Source organism: Tepidicella xavieri, from assembly GCF_004363315.1.
Taxonomy (GTDB): Bacteria; Pseudomonadota; Gammaproteobacteria; order Burkholderiales; family Burkholderiaceae_C; genus Tepidicella; species Tepidicella xavieri.
The window spans coordinates 206841-231196 of record NZ_SNYL01000001.1 but is presented as its reverse complement, the minus strand read 5'-3'; the positions used below and the strand labels follow the sequence as shown (position 1 = coordinate 231196).

The following is a 24356-nucleotide window of genomic DNA, read 5'->3' as shown; positions in this document are numbered from 1 at the left end:
TGGGAGTTCTCCATGAAAAACACCCGCGCATCCGTTCACCCACGCCGCTGGCACCAGCGTCTGGCCAGGCTCCTCCCCATCGGGTTGCTCAGCACACTGGCGGCAGCCAATCTGGTACTGGCGCAGGTGGTGATCGACCAACGCCCGTTGATTGCGGCCGAGAGCGTGCCGGGCAATCTGGTGCTGACCCCTTCGGTGGAATGGCCCACCATCAACAGCGTGGCCAACCTCGGCAACTATTCTGCCACTGGCACCTATGCCGGCTATTTCGATTCCAGCAAATGCTACGCCTACCATTTTTCCAACGTGGAGGCGGAGCGCCACTTCTACCCCGTGGGGTTCAACAGCAATGGCACCTGCGCCAGCAACAACACCAACCTGCGCTGGAGCGGCCGCTTTCTGAACTGGGCATTGACGCAAACCATCGATCCATTCCGCAAGGCTCTGACCGGTGGGCTGCGCGTGAAGGACGAGCCCGGCGAAACCTGGCTCGAAAAAGCCCGTCATGATGGACAGGGCGGAACAGGCGTCTACCCCATTCGTGTCCTCAGCAACAACACGATCATCCAGGGTGCCACCCCGTTCAATGGCCTCAACGGCAGCGCATCTTCACTCAATTCGTTGCGCATCCGTGTCCATGGGTTGGGCAACCAGTTCCGCCTGGTGCTGGACAACGACAACGACAATGTGCTGAATTTGGCCGCCAACGACTCCAACGTCGTGGCTTACAACCCCAGCGTTCATGGGCGCAACAACCTCCAGTCGGATCGCGCCTATGTGTTCAGCGCACGGGTGAAGGTGTGCGATGCCACCTCCAGCTTTGCCATTGCCAACGGTGGCACCGCTTTTCTTGAGGAAAACTGTGTCCGCTATCCCAAAAACGCCACCCTACCAGCCAATGGTTGGAAACCTGAAGGGCTGATTCAAGAGTATGCAGAGCGCCTTCGCTTCAGTATTTTTGGCTACCTGAATGACTCCAGCACTGTCAATGGTGGCCGTGATGGGGCAGCATTGCGAGGCCGCCAAAAATATGTGGGCCCGCGGGAGTTCGATGGCTTACAAGGGTGGAGAAGCAATCCTCGTCAGGAATGGAACCCAGATACGGGCGTCTTTATCCGTAACCCCGATCCTGCGGATGCTTCTGCCACCGTAGCCACTGTGGCCAGCCGAAACCCCACTATCGAAGACAGTGGCATCATCAATTACATCAATAAGTTCGGACAAATGACCACGGCCAACCATAAAAGCCGAGACCCGGTCAGTGAAATGTATTATGCCGCCTTGCGCTACATCCGCGGCCTAGGCAACGTTCCCGAATACACCGTCCTAAACGGCAATTCGGCCAGTGCCAACTATCAATTGGCCGACGGCTTCCCTGTGATCACCAATTGGGACGACCCTTACCAGTTCTGGTGTCAGCCCACCGCCATCTTGGGTATTGGCGATGTCAATACCCATCGAGACAAAAATCTCCCCGGCAACTTGGTCACGTCCAACGAGCCACCCATGCCCGCGGCCGTGGCAGCCGATACAGGCATCAATGTGCTGACGGCCACGCAAAAAGTTTTTCAACTTGAAGGCATTACCAATCGGGTACCTGCAATCTATACAGGACGCGAAAATTCCGCGTATATTGCCGGCATGGCCTACCACGCCAGAACGGTCGATTTGCGCCCCGACCTCCAAGGCAAGCAAACGATCTCCACCCACTGGGTAGATGTACGAGAAAATCAGGTACTGGCAGGCCGGACCGATAACCAGTACTGGCTGGCGGCCAAATATGGAGGGTTCCGGGTACCTGAAGGCTTCAACCCCTATACCCATACCACGCCCTTGCCCCAATCATGGTGGAGCCGCAACGGCGAGATTCTCTCTGGCAGCGGCAACAACGCTTACATCCGGCCCGATAATTTTTACGTGGCCAGCGACGCCACCCGAATGATCGAGAGCCTGCGGGCCGCATTTGAGCAGGTGGAAGCCGAACAGCGGCGCTCTGGGGCATCGCTGGCTGCCAACTCCACCCGGCTGGAAACTGGAACGGCCATTTACCAGTCGATCTACAAATCTGGCACTTTTGGGGGCGACTTGGTGGCGTTCGAGCTCGATCCCACCAATGGCCGCATTGTGCGAACGGCCTGGACGGCCGGCGAAAACCTGCCTGCCCATGGCAGCCGCAATATCCGTGCCAATCTGGCCGATGGCGCTGAAATGGCACCTTTCCAATGGACCAATAACAATGCAGAGCGCAATCGCATTCGCGATGCTTTGGGCATGCCCAGCGCCTCTTTCACCAATACCCAGGTACAGCAGATGGTGAATTACCTGCGGGGCGACCGTTCATTGGAAGAACCCAATGGCACGTTCCGGCGCCGCTCTGACGTGCTGGGCTCCATCATCAATTCCCAACCCGTATTTGTGGGGGCACCGCCCGCAGGCCTGTACACAGGCAGCGCTTTCAATGGCGCCAATGCCTACAACACGTTCGTCAACAATCGCGCCAACCGCACGAAGATGATCTATGTGAGCGCCAATGACGGCATGCTGCATGGCTTCAATGCGGTCACCGGTGCTGAAACCTTCGCATTCATCCCGCGATCGGTGTTTGCGAACGACCTGAAGGATTACGCCCAACCCGGCTACACCCACCGCTACTACCTGGACGGGGAAATCACCGTCGCCGATGCCTACACCGCCGTGTCTGGCGGCAACACCTCTTGGCATCAGGCTCAATGGCGCACCGTGCTCATCGGCACCCAAGGCCGGGGCGGGCGGAGCGTGTTTGCGCTGGACGTGACCAACCCGGGCGACATCCGCTTCATGTGGGAACGCAATGCCAGCGACATTCCCGCCTTGGGCAATGTGCTGGGCAAGCCTGTGATCGCGCAGGTGGCCAACGGCGACTGGCGAGTCCTGATGGGCAACGGCCCCAACAGCACCGGGAACCGGGCTCAACTGATCACCATCCGCCTCAGTGACGGGGTATCCACGGTGGTGGACACGGCAGAAACCGGAAGCATCGGCCTGTCAGCCGTTTTCGCCTGGGACAGCAACAACGATGGCTTCAGCGACCGCGCCTATGCGGGCGACCTGTCCGGCGGGGTATGGCGTTTCAGTGGGCTGGGAACGGGCACGCCAACAGCCACTAAGGTGTTCCATGCCCGCGACGCCAATGGCAATCCCCAACCCATCAGCGCCAGCCCCCTGGTCGCGAAAAATCCGGACACCGCAGACACCTGGATCTTCTTCGGAACCGGACGTTATCTGAACACCAGCGATCTGAGCAGCACGGCTGCGCAAACGTGGTACGGCCTGATCGACGGCACACTCATCACCGGTCGCAATCAACTATCAGCCGTCGGTTTCATTGGCGACTTCACGGTGGAAGGGCAGGAGTTCGTGCGAAGGGTCCTCAACGAAGGCACGGAAGTCACAGGCGCCTTGCGAGGCTGGTACTTTGATCTGCCCGTCTCAGGGGAACGCATGGTGTTGCCCAACCTGCTGCGCGGCCGGGTTCTGATCGGCACCACCCGCATCCCCGATGTCAATGATCGCTGTGCACCCACGGGGCGCGGCTTCATCATGGCGGTAGACCCGTTCAAGGGCGGGCGCCTGTCTGCTTCGTTCTTTGACGTGAACCTGGACGGTTTTGTCAACGCGGGAGATGGCATGGTGATCAATGGCGCGCTGCTGTTCGTCTCTGGCCTGGGCATCGCCAATGCACCGTTCAACCCCATCTTCACCGGCAACGTGATGCAGGTCAACCGTGAAGATGGAACCATCAACCAGATCTTGACCAGCGGCAATGTGGGGCAGGACATCTTGCGCCGAACGTCATGGCGCGAAATCCGGCGGACGAACTAGGAATCGGCATGAAAGCAACTCGCGGCTTCACCCTGATCGAAGTGATGATCGTCGTGGCTATCGTGGGCATACTCGCGGCGGTGGCATATCCTTCGTATGTGAATCACATCACCCGCACCCACCGGTCTGCAGCACAGGCGTGTCTGTCTGAATACGCCCAACTGGCCGAGCGGGTGTACACCACCAATCTGCGCTACGACGCGTTCCCGAATGCGCCGGTCACCGATCCCGACAATCCGCCTCCAGATGCCTTCCCCATCCTGAATTGCGTCAACGACATCAATGGCAACCAGCAACGTTACGTCTTCAGCCTGGCAGCGGTAACGGCCACCACTTTCGAATTTCGCGCCACGGCCCAAGGCATACAAGCGCAACGAGACGCCAACTGCGCCGTGCTGATTCTCAATCACCAAGGCGCCCGCTTGTCCCGAAACGATCAAAACGCTCTTTCGCAAGGCTGCTGGTGATCTCGATGGCTACAATCCTGCCCCAAAAACGATATTCAGGGCAGGATCATGCGCGCATGCAGAGGGCGCGCCCAGCCGGGCGTGCGTGGCGTTACGCTGGTGGAATGGCTGACCGTGGTGGCCGTGATGGCTGTAGGGTGGGCGGTGGCAGCCCCTCACCTCAAGCATTGGCGTCAGGACTGGGCACTCACCCAAGCCACCAATGGCTGGCTGGCCTTGCTACACCGCGCCAGGGTGGATGCCATTGCCAGCGGTCGGCCCGTGATGCTGTGCGCCACCAGCCCGATCAGTGCACCTTGTGCCCCGGGCACAAGCTGGAACCATGGCTACACGCTGTTCGTGGATACCAACCGCAATGGCTGGCTGGATCCAGCAGACGTGGTGTTGTGGCAAGGCAGCCTGCCCGGCCGCGTGCGCCTCAGCGGCAACACACCGGTAAGCCGTTATGCGCGCTACCACCCCGACGGACAGCCCAGGCTGACTTCTGGCGCCTTTCAGGCCGGTACTTTCACGCTCTGCATAGCCGGGGAAACAGATCCGCGGTACTTCCGGCACATTGTGATGTCCGCCCCAGGGCGTGTCCGCATCGAACGCCCCACCACCGCGCAACCTGCGTGTCAATGATTTTTTGCGTTGCACAGGGCCAGAACTTGCGCCAGTTGTGTGACACTTTCACCGAGGCCTCTTGCTAACCGAACCTTCGCTCTCGATCGCCATGAACGCTCCATCCGCCCCCCTCAAGCAGGAAACCCGGCGCGTGTTCGTCAGCGTGAAGATGCACGATGGCGACCGGTTTCGGGGCTATGTGCATCTGGCACCCGGCGAACGCATCCAGGATCTGCTCAATGACGAGCGCAAGTTCTTCCCCATCCAGATGAATTCGGATGTCGGGGAAATGGCCATCCTGTCGAAAAAGTTCGTCGTCTCGGTCGAGGAAGTGGACGACAACAAGGCCCGCTCGTTCGCGTTTTCATGAGCCTGCACATCCGCACGGTACCGTCTCCGCATTTCGGCCCACGGCCCCCTGGCGTGGCGCCGAGTCTCATCGTCATCCACTCCATCAGCCTGCCCCCCGGGCAATACGGGGGGCCTGAGGTGGAGCAGCTCTTCACCGGCACGCTGGACTGGGACGCCCACCCCTATTTCCAGGGCATTCGCGGCCTGCAAGTCTCGGCGCACTACTTCATCCGTCGCACCGGCGAGCCGGTGCAATTCGTGGCGGACGAGCACCGGGCCTGGCACGCCGGGGCATCGGCGTGGATGGGCCGCCCCAATTGCAACGATTACTCCATCGGCATCGAACTGGAAGGACTGGAGGGCGAGACGTTTGAGCCCGCCCAGTACCACACCCTGGCCGCGCTGTGCCACACCCTGGCCAGCCGCCACCCCATCGAGCACGTGGTGGGCCACGAGCATGTGGCCCCCGGCCGCAAGCGTGACCCGGGGCCCGGCTTCGACTGGGCTTGTTTGCAACGGCTGACGGGCTGGCCGGCCCACCGTTTTCCTGCCGTCGACCTGACCGCCTGAGGCCCCATCGGCGCAGGCGACGCCGCCGGCGCACAGGGACTTTCCCTAGGTCTGCCTGCGAGCGACCGACTCGGGGGCGGCTTTTTTTCGTCGCCCCCCGCACTTTGGCCACGAGTGCCGCTACACTACAGCTAGTGTTTCAAAGAGCCGGCACACACTATCCCTAGTGCCCTCTGCTGTGCCTGACCGCTCAAGCGGTCAGCGACGCCACACCGGCGCACGCCTGTGCGCCGCGCCCCATCAGAACCAGACACTTAGCGAGAGGACCCATGCAAGCCACCACCTTGACCCCCGAGTCCGGCAGCCACAGCGCCGCTGCCTATGCGCCCCAGGCCGCACGCCCCGCCCAGGCCGGCACGCTGCAAAACTACCAGATCATCCGCCGCAACGGCGCCGTGGTGCCGTTTGAGCCGAACAAGATCGCCGTGGCGCTGATGAAAGCCTTTCTGGCGGTTCGTGGCGCGCAAGGAGCGGCGTCGGCCAGCGTGCGCGAAGACGTGGAGCAGTTGACGCAGACCGTGGTTCGCGCCCTGATGCGCTCGCGCCCGGGCGGCGGCACTTTCCACATCGAGGACGTGCAGGACCAGGTGGAACTGGGCCTGATGCGGGGCGGCCACCACGAAGTGGCCCGCGCCTATGTGCTGTACCGCGAACGCCGGGCCCAGGAGCGCGCGACCAAACAGGCCGAGCAACAGTCGGCCGCCGCCCCGGCCATCCATGTCACCGACCAAGGCCAGCGCATCGAGCTGGACGTGCCGCGCCTGCACGCGCTGATCGCCTCGGCCTGCGAAGGCCTGGGCGCCGATGTCAAGCCCGAGCCCATCGTGGCCGAGACGATGCGCAACCTGTATGACGGCGTGCCCATGAGCGAGGTGTACAAAGCCGCCATCCTGGCCGCGCGCACCAAGATCGAGACCGACCCCGACTACACCTTCGCCACCGCACGGCTGCTGCTGCACACCATCTACAAAGAGGTGCTGGGCGAAGAAACCACCCACGCGCAAATGCGCGAGCGCTACGCCGATTACTTCCCCGCCTTCATCAAGCGGGGCGTGGAAGCCGAACTGCTCAACCCTGAGCTGTTGAACTACGACCTGAAAAAGCTCGGGGCGGCGCTCAAACCCGAGCGCGACCTGCAGTTCGACTACCTGGGGCTGCAGACCCTGTACGACCGTTACTTCCTGCACGTGCGCAAACAGCGCATCGAGCTGCCGCAGGCCTTCTTCATGCGCGTGGCCATGGGCCTGGCGCTCAACGAGATCGACCGCGAGGCGCGCGCCATCGAGTTCTACGAGGTGCTCTCCAGCTTCGACTTCATGTCGTCCACGCCCACGCTGTTCAACTCGGGCACGCTGCGCTCGCAGCTGTCCAGCTGCTACCTGACCACGGTGCCCGACGATCTGGACGGCATCTACGAATCGATCAAGGAGAACGCCCTGCTGTCCAAGTTTGCCGGCGGGCTGGGCAACGACTGGACGCGCGTGCGTGCGCTGGGCAGCCACATCAAGGGCACCAACGGCGAAAGCCAGGGCGTGGTGCCGTTCCTGAAGGTGGTCAATGACACCGCAGTCGCCGTCAACCAAGGCGGCAAGAGGAAGGGCGCGGTGTGCTGCTATCTGGAGACCTGGCACCTCGACATCGAGGAGTTCCTCGAACTGCGCAAGAACACCGGCGACGACCGCCGCCGCACGCACGACATGAACACGGCCAACTGGATCCCGGACCTGTTCATGAAGCGCGTGATGGAAAAAGGCGAATGGAGCCTGTTCAGCCCCAACAGCGTGCCCGACCTGCACGACAAATTCGGGCAAGAATTTGAACGTGCCTACCTGGCATACGAAAAAAAAGCCGCGCGCGGCGAAATCAAGCCCTACAAGAAAGTGGCGGCCGTGGACCTGTGGCGCAAGATGCTGACCATGCTGTTCGAGACCGGCCACCCGTGGATCACGTTCAAAGACCCGTGCAACATCCGCAGCCCGCAACAGCACGTGGGCGTGGTGCACTCCTCCAACCTGTGCACCGAGATCACGCTCAACACCAGCGACACCGAAACCGCCGTGTGCAACCTGGGCTCGGTCAACCTGGCTCAGCACCTCAAAGACGGCCCCAACGGCAAGGAACTCGACCACGACAAGCTCAAGCGCACCATCGCCACCGCGATGCGCATGCTCGACAACGTGATCGACATCAACTACTACGCGGTCAAGAAGGCGCGCGACTCCAATCTGCGCCACCGGCCGGTGGGCATGGGGATCATGGGCTTCCAGGACGCGCTGTACATGATGCGCGTGCCCTACGCGTCTGAAGCGGCCATCGAGTTCGCCGACCGCTCGATGGAAGCGGTGTGCTACTACGCCTACTGGGCATCGACCGACCTGGCCGCCGAGCGTGGCAAATACTCGACCTACAAAGGCTCTCTGTGGGACCGCGGCATCCTGCCGATCGACTCGCTGGACCTGCTGGCGCAAGAGCGTGGCGGCTACCTGGAGGTGGACCGCTCGCGCACGCTGGACTGGGACGCCCTGCGCGCCAAGATCGCCCGCGACGGCATGCGCAACTCCAACTGCATCGCCATCGCGCCGACCGCCACCATCTCCAACATCATCGGGGTGGATGCGTCCATCGAGCCGTGCTTCGGCAACCTGTCGGTCAAGTCCAACCTGTCGGGCGAATTCACCGTCATCAACAGCTATCTGGTCAAAGACCTCAAGCGCCTGGGCCTGTGGGACGAGGTGATGATCATGGACCTCAAGCACTTCGACGGCTCGCTGTGGCCGATCGACCGCGTGCCGCAGGAGCTCAAGGAACTCTACCGCACCGCGTTCGAGATCGAGCCGGTGTGGCTGGTGGAGGCCGCCGCGCGGCGCCAGAAGTGGATCGACCAGGCGCAAAGCCTCAACATCTACATGGCCGGCGCTTCGGGCAAGAAGCTGGACGAGACTTACAAGCTGGCTTGGATCCGTGGCTTGAAGACCACCTACTACCTGCGCACCACCGGGGCCACCCACGCCGAAAAAGCCACCGGCCGGATTGGCCAGTTGAACGCCGTCCCGACAGCCAGTGGCACCCTGCAAGCGGCGCCGGCCAGCGTGGCGGCCAGCGCCCCGGTGCTGGACGCGCCGGCCACCGACATCAAGTTCTGCGCCATCGACGATCCGGGTTGCGAAGCCTGTCAATGAGCGCCGTGGCGCCATTCCGATGCAGCCGCGCAACACTGCGCCCCGCCGAGTGCGCGTGCTGCGCGGCCAACGCTTGCAATTCTGCTGCGCAATTTCATAATTGAACGAATTGGAATACACCATGCTGACCTGGGACGATCAAAGCACGCCTGCACTGCAACCTGTGCGCCCCCTGCCTGCCGCTGCACCTGAACCCGCAGCCACGGCTTATGCCCCCGTCACCGCTGCGGCACCTGCCGGCTCTCCGTCCTCCCACTCCGTCAAAGCCGCCTCCGCGCAACGCATCAACGCCGCCGACAAGCGCATCATCAACGGCCAGACCGACGTCAACCAGCTCGTCCCCTTCAAATACAAGTGGGCCTGGGAAAAGTACCTGGCCACCTGCGCCAACCACTGGATGCCGCAGGAAATCAACATGAGCCGCGACATCGCGCTCTGGAAAGACCCCAACGGCCTGACCGAAGACGAGCGCCGCATCGTCAAACGCAACCTGGGCTTTTTCGTCACGGCCGACTCGCTGGCGGCCAACAACATCGTGCTGGGCACCTACCGCCACATCACCGCGCCCGAGTGCCGCCAGTTCCTGCTGCGGCAAGCGTTCGAAGAAGCCATCCACACCCACGCTTATCAGTACATCGTCGAATCCTTGGGGCTGGATGAGGGCGAGATCTTCAACGCCTACCACGAGGTGCCGGCGATCCGGGACAAGGACGAGTTCCTGCTGCCGTTCATCGACGCCATCATGGACCCGAACTTCCGCACCGGCACGCCGCAAGCGGATCAGACCCTGCTCAAGAGCCTGATCGTCTTCGCCTGCCTGATGGAAGGGCTGTTCTTCTACGTCGGCTTCACGCAGATCCTGGCGCTGGGCCGCCAGAACAAGATGACGGGTGCGGCCGAGCAATACCAGTACATCCTGCGCGACGAATCGATGCACTGCAACTTTGGCATCGACCTGATCAACCAGCTCAAGCTGGAAAACCCGCACCTGTGGACGGCCGAGTTCAAGGCCGAGGTCAAGGAATTGTTCCTCAAGGCCGTGGAACTCGAATACCGCTACGCCGAAGACACCATGCCGCGCGGCGTGCTGGGCTTGAATGCCAGCATGTTCAAAGGCTATCTGCGTTACATCGCCAACCGGCGCGCCACGCAAATCGGCCTCGATCCGCTGTTCCCCAACGAAGAAAACCCCTTCCCCTGGATGAGCGAGATGATCGACCTCAAGAAGGAGCGCAATTTCTTCGAAACACGGGTGATCGAATACCAGTCGGGAGGCGCGCTGTCCTGGGATTGACGCCCTGCCGGAACAGCCTTCTTTCATGCGGTCCTTTCATGCCCACCCCGCTTGCATGGCCCCGGTATCGGCGGCCGGGGTGGCTTCCCCCATTCAACACTCGGGAGGGCCAGGCGTGTGCTGCATGCCGGTGGTCCGAGTGCTGAATCGCTTGCCCGGAATCGTCCGAGGTCAAGCGCTTTTGGCAACTTGATCAAGGAGAACAACATGGCAACTGCGAAGAAGGCCGCACCGGCCAAGAAAGCAGCGGCACCGGCCAAGAAGGCCGCAGCCCCTGCGAAGAAAGCTGCCCCGGCCAAAGCCGCAGCGGCACCCGCACCCGAAAAGAAGGCCGCACCGGCCAAGAAAGCCACGCCGGCGAAGAAGGCGGCGGCCACCCAAGCCGCACCGGCCGCGAAAAAAGCCGCGCCCGCCAAGAAAGCCGCTGCACCCGCCAAAAAGGCCACGGCCGTGAAAGCCACCGCACCAGCGAAGAAGGCTGCACCCGCCAAGAAAGCCGCACCGGCGAAGAAAGCCGCCGCACCGGTGGCTCAGGCCGTTGCCGAGGTGAAGAAGGCCGTCAAGAAAACCGTCGCCACGGCCAAGAAAGCCATTGCCAAGGAAGAAAAGGCCGTCGAGAAAAAAGTGGCGGAGGTGAAGAAGGCCGTCGAGAAAAAGGCCAAGGATGTGAAGAAAGCGGTGGAGAAAAAGGTGGCCGAAGTGAAGAAGGCGGTCGAGAAAAAGGCCGCCCCCAAGAAAGCCAAGGCAGCCCCCGCGGCACCGGCCCCCGCTGCGCAGACCAAGCTGAATCCCCAAGCAGCTTGGCCTTTCCCAACCGCCAAAAAGCCCTGATTCAGGGCCCCTTGGCCAAACAGCCCATGCTCACCATGGGCTGTTCATGTTTTTCAGAGGTTGAAGCAATAATTTTGGGCGCCACGAGAAGCAATCTTCACCGCGCCCATGCGGTTGCCCAGTTGGGCGCAGCGAACCAGATCCCAGCCCTGCGCCAAGCCATACAACAGCGCCGCCCGGAAAGCGTCGCCGCAGCCGGTAGGGTCCACCACCGCATCGGCCGGCTCACCAGGCACGCGGATGCATTGGCCGTCCTGCCACACCTCACAACCTTGGTCGGCCAGGGTGATCACCAGTCCACGCAAGCGCCGGGACAAAGCCGCATAGTCCAGACCGGTGCGGTCGCTGAGCATGCGGGCTTCGTAGTCGTTGAGGGCGGCCCAATCGGCCAACTCGACGAAACGCAACAACTCCTGGCCATTGAACATGGGCAAGCCCTGCCCGGGGTCGAACACGAATGGCACGCCCAAGGCCCGCAATTGCTCGGCGTGCTGCTGCATGGCCTGGCGGCCGTCGGGTGAAATGATGCCGATCACCGCGCCATCGGCGGCTTGCAGCGGGTTGTCATGCGCTTGGGCCATGGCGCCAGGGTGGAAAGCCGTGATCTGGTTGTTGTCGCGATCGGTCATGATCATGGCCTGGGCGGTGTAGTGATCCTCGGCCAGGCGCACATGCCGCGTATCGACGCCCAGGCTTCTGAGGCGCTCCAGGTAGTCCTGCCCATCGGCGCCGAGGGTGGCCACAGGTCTGGCATCGGCCCCGAGCTGGCGCAGCCCGTAAGCAATGTTGCCGGCGCAGCCGCCAAACTCCCGCCTGAGCCCTGGGACCAGGAACGACACGTTGAGGATGTGCAGCTGATCGGGGAGGATCTGTTCGGCAAAACGCCCTTCGAACGTCATGATGGTGTCGAAAGCCAGCGAGCCGCAGATGAGGATGGACATGGTGTGCGGGGGGGGTGTCAGGGGTAAAAAAGAATGGCGCGGTAGCCGGTCATGACCTGATCGGTCGGGCCATCGAGGGCGAGCTCGAACTGCACCGGCCATTCGGCGCCGGGGGCCAGCGTCTGCAGTGGGCGCGGCCATTCCTCGGGGAGGAGCACGCGGCGCACCAGCACCTCGTCGTTGATGGCGGTCAGCGTCAGCTCCAGGGCTGGGGCCGCCACTTCAACCCTTGATTTATTGCGAATGACGACGTTGAAGCTGTAACGCCCCGCAGCGCGGCGCAGCAACACAGAGCTGTCGATGACCACCTCGTCGGGCTGGCGGGGGGCGGAGACTTCACAGGCCAACGAATCGCACAGCGTCTCCAGCGCCGGACGGGTGGACGGCACGCGGCTGGCCAGTTGGTCGCGCCAATGGAAAGACGCCTGCGCAGCCAGCAGCCCCATCAAAGCCAGACTGCATGCCCACAGCGCGCCACGCACCACAGGCCGGCGCCAGAAAGCGCGGCGCTGCGCCTGCCGCACGAAAGAAGGCAAAGGCGGGGGCGCTTCCTCGATCGGTGGCGGCGGGCTGACCGCGGGGGTATCGGCGGATGGGCTGGGGGCGAGGGGCTCGGTGGTCGGAGCCGGTTCGGCCGCCGCTGGCCAGGCCCCCGTGTCCATCGGGGTATGGACAGGCCAGTCAGACTCTGGCTGGGCGGCAGCCTCCGTCTCGGGGCGCGGTGGCGGCGGGGGCTTGAGCGACTCATCAGGCCCGGACTCGGCAGGCTTCTGGGCGAGCGGCTCGGTGGACACAGCATCCGGTGTCGGCTCCCCACTCACACCGCCCCCGTTGAAGGGTCCCCGGGCTTCATCCTGAGCCGGCGGATCCGATGATGCAGGCTCGGACACGGCGGGTGACGCCGGTGCGTCCTCCGGCCTGGGCCACCAGGGTTGGAGGTCGAGCGTGGCATCAAAAATCTGATGGCAATGCCCGCAACGCACCCAGCCATCGGATATCTTTAGCTGATCGGGCACCACCTTGAACGAGGTGGAGCAAGCCGGGCAGCGCGTGATGAAGCTCATGACGCGATTATTGCAGGCCCGCAAGGGGGTTGGCCGGAACCGGCCTCAGGCCGATGCCGTCATCAGAATCCAGCCGTCTTCGGCATCGGTCACTTGCAGGCGCAGCCAAGGCGCGTAGGCCTGTTGCAGTTCTTCGGCCTGCCGCTCCAGAATACCGGCCAGCACCAGGTGACCACCGGGACGCACATGGCCGCACAACAGCGGCGCGAGCACTTTCAGCGGCGAGGCCAGGATGTTGGCCAGCACCACATCAAACGCGCCGGTGGCGGCCTCGGGCAGGCCGGCTTGCAATGGCACTTGGTTGTGTTGGGCATTGAGTCGGGTGGACTCGACGGCGGCCGGGTCGATGTCCACAGCCACGATCTCGCGGGCGCCGAACAGCCCGGCACCGATGGCGAGGATGCCGGAACCACAGCCGTAGTCGAGCACCCGCTGCCCCAGCGGCGGATGCTGCGCAATCCAGCGCAGACACATGCGGGTGGTCGGGTGTGTGCCAGTGCCAAAGGCCAGCCCAGGGTCCAGGCGGATGATCTGGCGGGCCTGGGGCGGCGGCTCGTGCCAGCTCGGCACGATCCAGAAGGTGGGCGTGATGTCCACCGGCGCGAATTGGGATTGCGTCAGGCGCACCCAGTCTTCGTCGGCCACCGCACGCACCCCCACGACCTCGCAGCCCTGGAAAAAGTCTTGCAGCCGCAACAACGCCGCCGCCTCGTGGGCCTGGGACACTTCGGCAAACAAGGCCACGAGCCGCGAGCGCTGCCAGCCGGCCTTGGGGGCCGGCATGCCGGGCTCGCCGAACAGAGCACGCTCGGCCGGGGTTTCGGCATCGGCGTCCTCGACGGAGACGCTCAGCGCATCCAGCGCTTCCAGGGCCTCGGCCAGGGTTTCGACTTGATCCTCCGGCGCCAGCAGCACCAGTTCGGTCAGGCGCGCAGCGGGTGCGGGTTCAGCGGTCACGTTGTTCCAGCCACGATTCGAGGTAATGGATGTTGGTGCCACCGGCCTCGAAATTGGCATCTACCATGAGTTCGCGGTGCAGGGGGACGTTGGTCTTGATGCCCTCGATCGCGGTTTCTGCCAGCGCGGTGCGCATGCGGGCCAGTGCCTGCTCGCGCGTGTCGCCATGCACGATGAGCTTGCCGATCATCGAGTCGTAATTGGGCGGTACGGTGTAATTGGCATAAACGTGCGAGTCCACCCGCACGCCCGGGCCACCGGGCATGTGCCAGGTCGTCACGCGACCGGGCGAGGGCGTGAATTTGTATGGATCCTCGGCATTGATGCGGCACTCGATGGCATGACCGCGCAATTGAATCTGACGCTGGGTGAAGGGCAACTTCTCGCCAGCGGCAATGAGGATTTGCTGGCGCACGATGTCGATGCCGGTGATCATCTCCGTCACCGGATGCTCGACCTGCACGCGCGTGTTCATCTCGATGAAGTAGAACTCGCCGTTTTCGTACAGAAACTCGAACGTACCCGCGCCGCGATAGCCGATCTTCTTGCAGGCCGCCGCGCAGCGCTCGCCGATTTTTTCGATCAGGCGACGGGCAATGCCCGGGGCGGGGGCTTCTTCGATCACCTTCTGATGGCGGCGCTGCATGGAGCAGTCGCGCTCGAACAAATACACCGCGTTGCGGTGCTGATCGGCCAGCACCTGGATTTCGATGTGACGAGGGTTCTGGAGGAATTTCTCCATGTACACCTCGGGGTTGCCGAAGGCGGCTGCGGCTTCGGCCTTGGTGGTCTGTACCGCGTGGATGAGGGCCGCCTCGGTGTGCACCACGCGCATCCCCCGGCCGCCACCGCCACCGGCGGCCTTGATGATGACCGGGTAGCCGATGGTCTTGGCGATGCGCTTGATGGTGGCCGGGTCATCGGGCAAGGCGCCGTCGGAGCCCGGCACGCAGGGCACGCCCGCACGGATCATCGCCTGCTTGGCCGACACCTTGTCGCCCATGATGCGGATGGACTCTGGCGAGGGACCGATGAAGACGAATCCGCTTTTCTCCACCCGCTCGGCAAAATCGGCGTTCTCGCTCAAAAAACCATAGCCGGGGTGGATGGCTTCGGCGTCCGTGACCTCGGCGGCAGAAATGATGGCCGGCATGCTGAGGTAACTCTGCGCCGAGGGCGCAGGCCCGATGCACACGGCCTCGTCAGCGAGCTTGACATATTTGGCGTCTCGGTCGGCCTCGGAGTAGACCATGACCGCCTTGATGCCCATCTCGCGGCAGGCGCGCTGGATGCGCAAGGCGATTTCGCCACGGTTGGCGACCAGGATTTTCTTGAACATGGGCGCCCTACCCTCACTCGATCACGAACAACGGCTGACCGTATTCGACGGCTTGCCCGTTTTCCGCCAGAATCTGCGTGATGACGCCAGACTTGTCGGCTTCGATCTCGTTGAGGATTTTCATGGCTTCGACGATGCAGATCGGATCGCCTTCCTTGACCGACTGGCCGACCTCGACGAATGGCTTGGCGCCCGGGCTGGGCGCACGGTAGAACGTGCCCACCATCGGAGACTTGACGATATGGCCTTTGATTTCCGGTTCGGCAGCCGGGGCGCTCGCCACGGGCGCGGCGGCGGCCGGCGCGGCGGGAGCCGCGAGGGTCACGGCTGGCGCGGGCGCCACCATGGCCACCGGGGCGACGGGTGCGCTCTTGACGATGCGGACCTTGCCTTCGGCCTCGGTGATTTCGAGTTCGGATACATTCGACTCGGAGACGAGGTCGATCAAGGTCTTGAGTTTGCGCAGATCCATGTTTTCTCCAGATATTGCACCTAAAATGCTTCAAAATTTCCGCATCAGGGCAGAAGTAGGCGGGAATATACACGAAGCGCCCGCACTTGAGGAAACGCGGGCTGGCGCCATGGCTCCCTGTTCACCGGTTTTATTGCCGCTTTTTTCTTCCCATTGAGTCCCATGGCAGAAGAGGACAACACCGTCACCACCATGGCCCTGCCGGGGCTGGCCCGGGCCTTGGTGGCTTCCGGCACGCTGACGCAAAAAACGGCCGAAGACATCTACGCCAAAGCCCAGGCCCGCAAGGCCAGTTTCATCGCCGAGGTCATCAGCAGCGGTGCCGTCTCGGCCCGCGACTTGGCCCACACCATGGCCGAAGCGTTTGCCGCTCCGCTCATCGACCTGGACGCGGTAGACATACAGCGACTGCCGAAAGACGTGCTCGACCCGCGCATCGCCAAGCAGTTCCGGTTGGTGGTGCTGAGCCGCCGCCACAATCGGGTCACGGTCGCGACGGCCGACCCGTCGGACCAGCAAGCCGCCGAAAAGGTGAAATTCGCCACCCAGTTGAACGTGGACTGGGTGATTGCGGAGGTGGACAAGCTCAACAAGCTGATCGAGACGCTGACCACTACCGCAGGCGAAGCCATCGAGCACATCGTCGGGGGCGACTTCGAGTTCGAGGAAGGCAGCATCGAGATGGCGTCGGCGGATGCCACGGAAAAGATTTCCGCCGAGGTCGAAGACGCCCCGGTCGTGAAATTTTTGCAGAAGATGCTGCTCGATGCCTACACGATGCGCGCATCCGACCTGCATTTCGAACCTTACGAGCACACCTACCGGGTGCGCTTTCGCATCGACGGCGAACTGCGCGAGGTGGCCGCGCCACCGGTGGCGGTCAAGGAAAAGCTGGCCTCCCGCATCAAGGTGATTTCCAAGCTCGACATTTCGGAACGCCGCGTGCCGCAGGACGGCCGCATGAAGCTCAAGGTCGGGCCCGACAAGGTGATTGACTTTCGCGTGAGCACCCTGCCGACGCTGTTCGGCGAAAAAATCGTGATCCGGATTCTGGATCCGAGCAGCGCGCAGATGGGCATCGATGCCCTGGGCTACGAACCGGATGAAAAGGAAAAACTCCTCGAAGCCATCCACCGCCCCTACGGCATGGTGCTGGTCACCGGCCCCACCGGCTCGGGCAAGACGGTGTCTCTCTACACCTGCCTGAACATTCTCAATCAGCCGGGGGTCAACATCTCGACGGCGGAAGACCCGTCGGAAATCAACCTGCCCGGCATCAATCAGGTCAACGTCAATGAAAAAGCGGGACTGACATTTGCCGCCGCCTTGAAAGCCTTCTTGCGGCAAGACCCAGACATCATCATGGTGGGCGAGATCCGCGATCTGGAAACGGCAGACATCGCGATCAAAGCGGCCCAGACCGGCCATCTGGTGCTGTCCACCCTGCATACGAACGACGCACCGTCCACCCTGACGCGGATGCTGAACATGGGCATCGCGCCGTTCAACATTGCCTCCAGCGTCAACCTCATCACCGCCCAGCGACTGGCCCGGCGGCTGTGCAAGCAGTGCAAAGAGCCGGTGGACAATTTGCCCGATCAGGTATTGATCGACGCCGGCTTCCGCCCCGAAGAGCTTGACGGCACCTGGAAGCCCTACCGCGCCGTGGGCTGCAATGCCTGCAACAACGGCTACAAGGGGCGTGTCGGCATCTACCAGGTCATGCCCATCACCGAGGCGATGCAGCAAATCATCCTGCGCGGTGGCAGCGCCCTGGAAATTGCCGCCCAGGCCAGGGCCGAAGGGGTGCGCACGTTGCGCGAATCCGGCCTGCGAAAGGTTAAACTGGGCATCACGTCTCTGGAAGAAGTGCTGGGCTGTACCAACGACTGAGCCCGCACCGCCGGAAGTCGCGACAACCACATTGCGGGGAAAACATGGCCACGGCTAGCAAAAGCGTCAAGGAGTTCGTGTTCGAGTGGGAGGGCAAGGACCGCAACGGCAAGACCACCCGTGGCGAGATCCGGGCTGCCGGTGAAAACCAGGCACAGGCCAGCCTGCGGCGTCAGGGCATCCTGGTGCAGAAGATCAAGAAGCGCAAAATGGCCTCGGCCAAGCGCATCAAGCCCAAGGACATCGCCATCTTCACGCGGCAGCTCGCCACGATGATGAAAGCCGGCGTGCCCTTGCTGCAGGCTTTCGACATCGTGGGCCGCGGCAATCCCAACCCCAGCGTCACCAAACTGCTCAACGACATCCGCACCGACGTGGAGACCGGTACCTCGCTGAGCGCGGCCTTCCGCAAGCACCCGATGTACTTCAACGCGCTGTACTGCAACCTGGTGGAAGCGGGTGAGGCCGCGGGGATCCTGGAAGATTTGATGGACCGCCTGGCCACTTACATGGAAAAGACCGAGGCACTCAAGAGCAAGGTGCGCTCGGCGCTGATGTACCCGACGGCGGTGATCGTCGTCGCCTTCGTGGTGGTGGCGGTGATCATGATCTTCGTCATCCCGGCCTTCAAGGAAGTGTTCTCCTCCTTCGGGGCCGATCTGCCCGCCCCCACCTTGGCGGTGATCGCCATGAGCGAGTTCTTCGTGGCCTATTGGTGGTTGATCTTCGGTGGCCTGGGAGGGGGTGCCTACTTTTTCATGCAGGCCTGGAAACGCAATGAAAAGGTGCAACGCTTCATGGACCGCTTGCTGCTGCGGCTGCCGGTTTTTGGGCCGCTGGTGGAGAAATCCGTCGTCGCCCGCTGGACGCGTACCATGTCCACCATGTTTGCGGCAGGCGTGCCGCTGGTCGAAGCGCTGGATTCGGTGGGTGGGGCTGCGGGCAACAGCCTGTTTGCAGATGCCACCAAGAAAATCCAGCAGGAAGTCTCCACCGGCACCAGCCTGACGATGGCCATGACCAACGCCCGCGTATTCCCATCCATGGTGCTGCAGATGTGCGCCATCGGCGAGGAGTCGGGCTCCATCGACCACATGCTTGGCAAGGCGGCCGATTTCTACGAACAAGAGGTCGATGACATGGTGGCCGGCCTGTCCAGCCTGATGGAGCCCATCATCATCGTGATTTTGGGCACCGTCATTGGGGGCATCGTGGTCTCGATGTACCTGCCCATCTTCAAGCTGGGCCAAGTGGTCTGAACCGGCCTGCCAGGCGGCAGGCCGGTGAAACCAGATCAGCGTCGCACGGCCGAGTGCGGGCGCTCCTCACGCTCCGGCAGCAAACCGCGCGGGCGGAACCGCAGCGTCAGCAGCAGAATGAGGCCCATGACCATGAGGCGCATGTGGGCCGCGCTGTCCAGCAGATGGGCGCGCAAGGCGCTTTCGGCCGACATGCCGGCGGTGATCACGTTCATCAGCCACAGCCCGATGGGCTCGGCCTGCACCCAGAAGAACCAGATCAAAAAGCCGCCGAGAATGGCGCCGAGGTTGTTGCCCGAGCCGCCGACGATCACCATCACCCAGATCAGGAAGGTAAAGCGCAGCGGGTTGTAGCTGTTGGGGGTGAACTGCCCATCCAGCGTCACCAGCATGGCGCCTGCGATGCCCACGATGGCCGAACCGAGCACGAACACCTGCAGGTGGCGGCCGGTCACGTCCTTGCCCATGGCTTCGGCGGCGGTTTCGTTGTCACGGATGGCGCGCATCATGCGCCCCCAAGGGGAGCGAATGGCCGTTTGCGCCAGCCAGAACAGCAACAGCAGCACCGCAAGCGACAAAGTCAGGTAGCTGAGCTTGACCACCATGGAGGCGAAGTCCATCACATGCACGCCCAGCCGGGCCGACCATTCCTGCACCCATGCGGTTTGGACCAAATCGATCTCGAAGGGCACGGGGCGCGGCAGGCCGTTGACGTTGTTCACGCCGCGGGTCAGCCACTCTTCATAGCGCAGCACGGCCAGAATGATCTCGGAAATGCCCAGCGTGGCAATGGCCAGGTAGTCCGAGCGCAGGCCCAGTGTGATCTTGCCAATGAGCCAGGCCGCGCAGGCCGCCAGCACGCCCCCCACGATCCAGGACAGCAAGATGGGCAGGCCGGCACCGCCGAGATAACCCGTCTTGGCGGGGTTGACGGCTTCGATCAGCTCGACCGCCGGATCGAAGAAATAGCGCGACGCAAAGTAGCCCACGACCAAAATGGCGGCCATGACCAAGCGGCGTGTGCGGCCTGGGGACAGTTTTTTGTAGGCCACGATGGCGGCCACCGTGGTGATGAGCGCCATCAGCAGAGCGGTCAGGATGCCGGCCCCCCCCGCTTCCCAGGCTTCCTGCGTCGGGGGCATGGCCACCAACACAGCGGCAATCCCGCCCAGGGCGGCAAAGCCCATCAGGCCCACGTTGAACAGGCCCGCATAACCCCACTGCACGTTGAGGCCCAGCGCCATGATGGCGGCAATCACGCAGTAGTTGAGAATGGTCAGCGACAGCGACCAGCTCTGCATCGTGCCCACGAGTACCAAGGCCAGCCCCATGAGGGCAAACAGCATCGGTGCCTGGACTTTCTGGTTCAACAGCTTGCTCATGCCGTTTTCCCTCCAAACAGACCGGTGGGCTTGATCAGCAGCACCACCACGAGGATGACGAAGGACACCGCGAACTTGTAATCGGTGGACAGCAGTTGCATCAGCCCCTCAGGCTCCCAGGCCTCGGGCAGCAGGTAGGCGAAGAACTTGCGGTACGCATAGGTGAGCATCACCTCGGAAAACGCGACGATGAAGCCCCCCGCGATGGCCCCGAGCGGGCTGCCCAACCCGCCCACGATGGCCGCAGCGAAAATGGGCAGCAGCAACTGGAAATAGGTGAATGGCCGGAAGCCCTTGTCCAGCCCATAGAGCGTGCCCGCGATGGTGGCCAGCGTGGCCGCGATGATCCAGGTGAGCATGACGACGCGGTTCGGATTGATGCCCGACAGCAGCGCCAGATTCTCGTTGTCAGAATAAGCGCGCATGGATTTGCCGGTTCGGGTGCGCTCCAGGAACCAGAACAACACGGCCACCACGATGATGGCAGTTACGATGGTCAGGCCCTGGCTGGTCCGGAACGCCAGACCTTCGTCGAGCCCGGTGAAGTCGCGAAAGCCACTGGCGGTGATGATGAAGCGCTCGCCGTCTTCAAAGCGCTGATCTCCCGGCCCGATGATGAAGCGCACGATCCCGTTCATGAGGAACATCACGCCCACCGAGGCAATCAGCAAGACCACCGGGGGCGCCTTGTGGACGCGGTGATAGCGATAGACCCAGCGATCGGTCAGCAGAACGAACAGGACCGTGACCCCAATGGCCACCGGCAGCGCCAGCAACGCGGTGGGCAACACGCCCAGCCCAATGCCTTGGCCCTGCAGCCACCAGGTCACCAGAATGGTGACCATGGTGCCGAACGCCATGGTGTCGCCATGGGCGAAGTTGGAAAACCGCAGGATGCCGTACACCAGGGTGACGCCCAAGGCGCCGAGCGCGAGCTGGCTGCCGTAGGCCGCGGCAGGAATGATGACGAAATTGAGCAGCAGCACGAATGCGTTGAGGATGTCGGCCATGATCAGCCTCCCAGGAAAGTGCGGCGGACCTCGGGATTGGCCATCAGGGCCTCGCCCGTGTCGGTGTAGCGGTTGGCGCCTTGCACCAGCACATAACCCTTGTCCGCGATGTTGAGCGCCTGGCGCGCGTTCTGCTCCACCATGAGGATGGCGATGCCGGTGCGCGAGATCTCGATGATGCGGTCGAACAACTCATCCATCACGATGGGCGAGACGCCGGCCGTGGGCTCGTCGAGCATGAGCACTTTGGGCTGGGTCATGAGCGCCCGGCCGACCGCCACTTGCTGGCGCTGACCGCCCGAGAGCTGGCCGGCAGGCTGGCGACGCTTTTGCTTGAGCACTGGGAACAGCTCATAGACCTGTTCCATAGTCTGCCGGTAGTCATCGCGCCGGATGAAAGCCCCCATCTCCAGGTTTTCTTCCACCGTCATGGAGGTGAACACGTTGTGCGTCTGGGGCACGAATCCCATGCCCTTGAGCACCCGCTCCTGCGGACTGAGCGCGGTGATGTCCTCGCCATCGAACATCACGCGCCCCTGCCTCAGGTTGAGCATGCCGAAAATGGCCTTCATGGCGGTGGACTTGCCCGCCCCGTTGGGGCCGACGATGACGGCGATCTCGCCCTTGTCCACCGCGATGGTGCAGCCGTTGAGGATGTCCGCGCCGCCATAGCCGCCCGTCATCCCTTCACCAATGAGAAAGCTCATGCCGCCACCCCCGGTTTGTTCTTCAGGCCGCGGCCCAGATAGGCCTCGATCACCTGCTCGTTGGCCGTGACTTCGGCGGCAGACCCTTGGGCCAGCACGCGGCCTTCGGCCATGACGATCACCGGATCGCACAAGCGGCCGATGAAATCCATGTCGTGTTCGATCATGCAGAAGGTGTAGCCACGCTCTTTGTTCAGACGCACGATGGCATCGCCCAGGGTGTTGAGCAGCGTGCGGTTGACGCCGGCGCCCACCTCGTCGAGAAAGACGATCTTGGCCTCGGTCATCATGGTGCGCCCGAGTTCGAGGAGCTTCTTCTGCCCACCCGAGAGGTTGCCGGCCAGTTCATCGGCGACGTGCTCGATTTGCAGGAAGCGGATCACGTCGTCGGCCTTGGCGCGCACCGCCTCCTCCTCTGCCTTGACCTTGCCCGGCTGCAGCCAGGCGCCAAGCAGGGACTCGCCGGTCTGCCGAGGCGGCACCATCATGAGGTTTTCGCGCACCGTGAGGGTGGAGAACTCGTGCGCGATCTGGAAGGTGCGCAGCAAGCCCTTGGCAAACAGCTCGTGGGGCGGCAGCCCCGTGATGTCTTCGCCGTCGAGGAACACCTGCCCGGCGGTGGGCTTGTAGTGTCCGGCGATGACGTTGAACAGCGTCGTTTTCCCTGCACCATTGGGGCCGATCAGCCCGGTGATGCGCCCGGTCTCCAGGGTGAGAGACACGTCGTCGACGGCGCGTATGCCGCCGAACTGCATCCTGAGGTTTTTGACTTCAATCATGGGATAAAGCAAACGGTCCGCGCCGGTGAGGCGGGACCGTTTTTCGGTGTGGATGTCGAAAACAAGGGCGGGCGCTCAACCGGCGCCCGCCACTGTGGCATCAACGGAAGCCGACCGTTTCCATGCGACCGTTGCGCACTTCGATGACGCGGTAGCTGCCAGCGCTTTCACCCGGCTCGATCAGACGCACGGCAGAAGCGCCTTCGTAGTCGATCTTGCCGCCTTCGGCCAGAATCTTCAGGCCCTTGGCCAGTTCACCGGCGTAGATCTTCTCGCCAGGACCGTTGGCCACTTCCATGATTTTTTCCTTGACCTTGGCCGGGTCGGTGGACTTGGCGGCCTGCATGGCCAACAGGATCAGGGCGGCGGCGTCATAAGACTGGTGGGTGTAGGGGCCGACGTTGATGTTGGCGGCCTTGGCCAGAGCCTCGAATCGCTGACCACCCGGGCTGTCGGTGCCCGGGGCCACGCCGAAGGAACCGTTGAGGCCACGACCGATGGCCTGGGGCAGGCTGTCACCGATCATGCCATCGGGCAGGAAGAAGCGGCTGAAAGCGCCCGTATCCAGCGCGGTGCGGATGATGCCGCGGCCACCCTGATCGACGTAACCCGCCACGATGAGGATGTCGCCCCCGGCAGCGGCCAGCGCGGCCACTTCAGCGGTGTAATCGCCTTTGCCGTCTTCGTGGGCGGCAGAAATGGTGATGCGGCCACCCAGTTTCTCGAAGTTGGTCTGGATGCTGTTGGCCAGACCACGGCCGTAGTCGTTGTTGGTGAAGGTCAGGGCAGCGCGGCGAATGCCTTTTTCACGCAGCATCTCGGCAATCACTTCGCCCTGGCGGGCGTCCGACGGCGCGGTGCGGAAGAACAAGCCATTGTCGCGCACGGTGGTCAGGGCCGGCGAGGTGGCGGAAGGGGAAATCATCAGCACGCCACGCGGCACGGCCACGTTTTGCACGACGGCGGTGGTGACACCCGAGCAGTCGGCCCCCACGATGGCATTGACGCGCTCGGAAGTCACCAGACGCTCGGCGGCAGCGGTGGCCGCGGCGGCGTCGATGCAGGTGGAGTCGGCGCGCACCGGCTGCACCTTGGCGCCACCGAGCAGCAGACCGCTGTCGGACACCTCTTTCATGGCCAGCTCGGCACTGGCGGCCATGGCAGGGGTCAGGGATTCGATCGGGCCGGTGTAGCCCAGGAGAACGCCAAGCTTGACGTTGGTTTGTGCGTGGGCGCCGAAGGCCATGGTGGCGGCCAGGGCGGCGGCGGTCAGGATCTTCTTCAAGGGTGACTCCTTCAATCGGGTTGTAGCCGCAAAAAACCGTCTGCGGCGGTTCAGGAAGCCAAATCTTAGCAGGACAACCTTGGGGGAAACGGTGATTTTGGCGGCTTTG

General features: G+C 63.0%; 20 protein-coding genes. 10 read left to right on the top strand and 10 right to left on the bottom strand.

The genetic code is table 11. The annotated features are described in order from the left end of the window. The first annotated feature begins 12 nt into the window (after positions 1-12). The 8 genes from DFR43_RS01085 (at position 13) to DFR43_RS01050 (ending at position 11159) form a co-directional block, all read left to right on the top strand. Positions 13-3861 carry a pilus assembly protein gene (locus tag DFR43_RS01085; RefSeq protein WP_133595507.1) on the top strand — a complete coding sequence of 1283 codons (3849 nt, stop codon included), beginning with the start codon at positions 13-15 and terminating at the stop codon, positions 3859-3861. Positions 3862-3869: 8 nt separating this feature from the next. After that, positions 3870-4328, top strand: coding sequence for a type IV pilin protein (locus DFR43_RS01080; protein ID WP_133595590.1), 459 nt, complete (start codon positions 3870-3872; stop codon positions 4326-4328). Positions 4329-4376: 48 nt separating this feature from the next. Next, the gene (locus DFR43_RS01075) at positions 4377-4952 is read left to right on the top strand and encodes a GspH/FimT family pseudopilin (protein ID WP_133595506.1); all 576 of its coding nucleotides are present in this window, start codon (positions 4377-4379) and stop codon (positions 4950-4952) included. A gap of 91 nt (positions 4953-5043) precedes the next feature. Next, complete coding sequence (locus DFR43_RS01070) at positions 5044-5304, top strand: DUF6812 domain-containing protein (protein WP_133595505.1); 261 nt, start codon at positions 5044-5046, stop codon at positions 5302-5304. Further along, entirely contained in the window at positions 5301-5855 is a 555-nt protein-coding gene (gene ampD / locus DFR43_RS01065) for a 1,6-anhydro-N-acetylmuramyl-L-alanine amidase AmpD (RefSeq protein ID WP_133595504.1), read from the top strand. Before DFR43_RS01070 ends, ampD begins: the two co-directional genes overlap by 4 nt. Positions 5856-6124: 269 nt before the next feature. Beyond that, positions 6125-9034, top strand: coding sequence for a ribonucleoside-diphosphate reductase subunit alpha (locus DFR43_RS01060; protein WP_133595503.1), 2910 nt, complete (start codon positions 6125-6127; stop codon positions 9032-9034). 121 nt (positions 9035-9155) lie between these two features. Continuing rightward, positions 9156-10328 (top strand): ribonucleotide-diphosphate reductase subunit beta, encoded by a 1173-nt coding sequence (locus DFR43_RS01055; protein WP_133595589.1) that lies wholly within the window; start codon positions 9156-9158, stop codon positions 10326-10328. Between the two features lie 207 nt (positions 10329-10535). Further along, the gene (locus DFR43_RS01050) at positions 10536-11159 is read left to right on the top strand and encodes a histone H1 (RefSeq protein ID WP_133595588.1); all 624 of its coding nucleotides are present in this window, start codon (positions 10536-10538) and stop codon (positions 11157-11159) included. Between the two features lie 53 nt (positions 11160-11212). Here DFR43_RS01050 and DFR43_RS01045 read toward each other — a convergent pair whose 3' ends face one another. From DFR43_RS01045 to accB, 5 genes are read right to left on the bottom strand one after another with little or no spacing between them, the layout of a single operon-like run. Then, on the bottom strand, positions 11213-12100 hold the full coding sequence (locus DFR43_RS01045) for a carbohydrate kinase family protein (protein WP_133595502.1): 888 nt from the start codon (positions 12098-12100) through the stop codon (positions 11213-11215). A 17-nt stretch (positions 12101-12117) separates the two neighbouring features. Next, complete coding sequence (locus tag DFR43_RS01040) at positions 12118-13164, bottom strand: zinc-ribbon and DUF3426 domain-containing protein (RefSeq protein ID WP_133595501.1); 1047 nt, start codon at positions 13162-13164, stop codon at positions 12118-12120. Between the two features lie 45 nt (positions 13165-13209). Beyond that, the gene (prmA, locus tag DFR43_RS01035; RefSeq protein ID WP_133595587.1) at positions 13210-14091 is read right to left on the bottom strand and encodes a 50S ribosomal protein L11 methyltransferase; all 882 of its coding nucleotides are present in this window, start codon (positions 14089-14091) and stop codon (positions 13210-13212) included. Positions 14092-14110: 19 nt separating this feature from the next. Continuing rightward, complete coding sequence (gene accC, locus DFR43_RS01030; RefSeq protein WP_133595500.1) at positions 14111-15460, bottom strand: acetyl-CoA carboxylase biotin carboxylase subunit; 1350 nt, start codon at positions 15458-15460, stop codon at positions 14111-14113. A 13-nt stretch (positions 15461-15473) separates the two neighbouring features. Continuing rightward, a complete protein-coding gene (gene accB / locus DFR43_RS01025) occupies positions 15474-15932 on the bottom strand; it encodes an acetyl-CoA carboxylase biotin carboxyl carrier protein (protein WP_133595499.1) in 459 nt (152 codons plus the stop codon). A 162-nt stretch (positions 15933-16094) separates the two neighbouring features. Here accB and pilB point away from each other — a divergent pair, with 162 nt between their 5' ends. After that, positions 16095-17825, top strand: a complete 1731-nt coding sequence (pilB, locus tag DFR43_RS01020; protein WP_133595498.1) for a type IV-A pilus assembly ATPase PilB — start codon at positions 16095-16097, stop codon at positions 17823-17825. Between the two features lie 44 nt (positions 17826-17869). Then, positions 17870-19084 (top strand): type II secretion system F family protein, encoded by a 1215-nt coding sequence (locus DFR43_RS01015; protein WP_133595497.1) that lies wholly within the window; start codon positions 17870-17872, stop codon positions 19082-19084. 35 nt (positions 19085-19119) lie between these two features. Here the strand turns inward: DFR43_RS01015 and DFR43_RS01010 are convergent, their stop codons facing one another. The 5 genes from DFR43_RS01010 to DFR43_RS00990 all read right to left on the bottom strand — a co-directional run bounded on the left by DFR43_RS01010 (position 19120) and on the right by DFR43_RS00990 (position 24247). Continuing rightward, a complete protein-coding gene (locus DFR43_RS01010; protein ID WP_133595496.1) occupies positions 19120-20466 on the bottom strand; it encodes a branched-chain amino acid ABC transporter permease in 1347 nt (448 codons plus the stop codon). Continuing rightward, a complete protein-coding gene (locus DFR43_RS01005; RefSeq protein WP_133595495.1) occupies positions 20463-21476 on the bottom strand; it encodes a branched-chain amino acid ABC transporter permease in 1014 nt (337 codons plus the stop codon). The genes DFR43_RS01010 and DFR43_RS01005 overlap by 4 nt, the downstream gene beginning before the upstream one ends. A 2-nt stretch (positions 21477-21478) precedes the next feature. Continuing rightward, a complete protein-coding gene (locus DFR43_RS01000) occupies positions 21479-22183 on the bottom strand; it encodes an ABC transporter ATP-binding protein (protein WP_133595494.1) in 705 nt (234 codons plus the stop codon). Then, positions 22180-22962, bottom strand: coding sequence for an ABC transporter ATP-binding protein (locus tag DFR43_RS00995; protein WP_133595493.1), 783 nt, complete (start codon positions 22960-22962; stop codon positions 22180-22182). Before DFR43_RS00995 ends, DFR43_RS01000 begins: the two co-directional genes overlap by 4 nt. A 100-nt stretch (positions 22963-23062) precedes the next feature. Then, the gene (locus DFR43_RS00990; protein ID WP_133595492.1) at positions 23063-24247 is read right to left on the bottom strand and encodes an ABC transporter substrate-binding protein; all 1185 of its coding nucleotides are present in this window, start codon (positions 24245-24247) and stop codon (positions 23063-23065) included. Positions 24248-24356 lie beyond the last annotated feature (109 nt).

Bases quoted from the DNA above. Each gene is read 5' to 3' on its own strand.
- DFR43_RS01085 (WP_133595507.1), top strand. From the start codon at position 13: ATGAAAAACACCCGCGCATCCGTTCACCCACGCCGCTGGCACCAGCGT.
- DFR43_RS01080 (WP_133595590.1), top strand. From the start codon at position 3,870: ATGAAAGCAACTCGCGGCTTCACCCTGATCGAAGTGATGATCGTCGTG.
- DFR43_RS01075 (WP_133595506.1), top strand. From the start codon at position 4,377: ATGCGCGCATGCAGAGGGCGCGCCCAGCCGGGCGTGCGTGGCGTTACG.
- DFR43_RS01070 (WP_133595505.1), top strand. From the start codon at position 5,044: ATGAACGCTCCATCCGCCCCCCTCAAGCAGGAAACCCGGCGCGTGTTC.
- ampD (WP_133595504.1), top strand. From the start codon at position 5,301: ATGAGCCTGCACATCCGCACGGTACCGTCTCCGCATTTCGGCCCACGG.
- DFR43_RS01060 (WP_133595503.1), top strand. From the start codon at position 6,125: ATGCAAGCCACCACCTTGACCCCCGAGTCCGGCAGCCACAGCGCCGCT.
- DFR43_RS01055 (WP_133595589.1), top strand. From the start codon at position 9,156: ATGCTGACCTGGGACGATCAAAGCACGCCTGCACTGCAACCTGTGCGC.
- DFR43_RS01050 (WP_133595588.1), top strand. From the start codon at position 10,536: ATGGCAACTGCGAAGAAGGCCGCACCGGCCAAGAAAGCAGCGGCACCG.
- DFR43_RS01045 (WP_133595502.1), bottom strand. From the start codon at position 12,100: ATGTCCATCCTCATCTGCGGCTCGCTGGCTTTCGACACCATCATGACG.
- DFR43_RS01040 (WP_133595501.1), bottom strand. From the start codon at position 13,164: ATGAGCTTCATCACGCGCTGCCCGGCTTGCTCCACCTCGTTCAAGGTG.
- accC (WP_133595500.1), bottom strand. From the start codon at position 15,460: ATGTTCAAGAAAATCCTGGTCGCCAACCGTGGCGAAATCGCCTTGCGC.
- accB (WP_133595499.1), bottom strand. From the start codon at position 15,932: ATGGATCTGCGCAAACTCAAGACCTTGATCGACCTCGTCTCCGAGTCG.
- pilB (WP_133595498.1), top strand. From the start codon at position 16,095: ATGGCAGAAGAGGACAACACCGTCACCACCATGGCCCTGCCGGGGCTG.
- DFR43_RS01015 (WP_133595497.1), top strand. From the start codon at position 17,870: ATGGCCACGGCTAGCAAAAGCGTCAAGGAGTTCGTGTTCGAGTGGGAG.
- DFR43_RS01010 (WP_133595496.1), bottom strand. From the start codon at position 20,466: ATGAGCAAGCTGTTGAACCAGAAAGTCCAGGCACCGATGCTGTTTGCC.
- DFR43_RS01005 (WP_133595495.1), bottom strand. From the start codon at position 21,476: ATGGCCGACATCCTCAACGCATTCGTGCTGCTGCTCAATTTCGTCATC.
- DFR43_RS01000 (WP_133595494.1), bottom strand. From the start codon at position 22,183: ATGAGCTTTCTCATTGGTGAAGGGATGACGGGCGGCTATGGCGGCGCG.
- DFR43_RS00995 (WP_133595493.1), bottom strand. From the start codon at position 22,962: ATGATTGAAGTCAAAAACCTCAGGATGCAGTTCGGCGGCATACGCGCC.